General features: G+C 43.2%; 1 protein-coding gene. It reads right to left on the bottom strand.

The genetic code is table 11. From position 1 onward, the window contains the following. Positions 1–334, bottom strand: a 334-nt coding sequence (locus ASC50_RS04735) for a twin-arginine translocation signal domain-containing protein (RefSeq protein ID WP_158648452.1), incomplete at its 3' end; no start/stop codon positions are given. Positions 335–438: the final 104 nt, after the last annotated feature.

Raw genomic sequence — 438 nt, 5'->3', positions numbered from 1 at the left:
TTTTGTCGGTAAGCACCTTCCGGAAATCCACATACGTTTTTATACCTTTGGACGGTTTGCCTGCACTGGCTAAAGCCTTTTCAGCGTGCTCTTTAAAGCGGTCCAATTTGCTTTTATAGACATCGCTGGCAGCAACTATCTGCGCGCGACGGGCAAATTCACTGGCAAGTCCACGGGACTGAACGCCGGTACCAATAAATCCAAGCGTGATTGCATCGCTTGGTGCTGTAAATCCTACTCCGCCCATTACATGGCGCGGAATAATTGTTAACGCAGCCGCAGCCGCTAAACTTGTTCCTAAGAACTGTCTTCTTGTTACATTTGTTTGCCTCATGTTACTAAAATTTTTTATTTGTTCAAAATCGGGGCAAAGTTAAGCAAAATTTCTATTCAAACCAAACTTTTTTTTGTTTTTTTTCCTCCGCAAAATTTGATGCG

The organism is Candidatus Symbiothrix dinenymphae (assembly GCF_001431085.1).
This window is presented reverse-complemented; position numbering and strand designations above follow the sequence as displayed.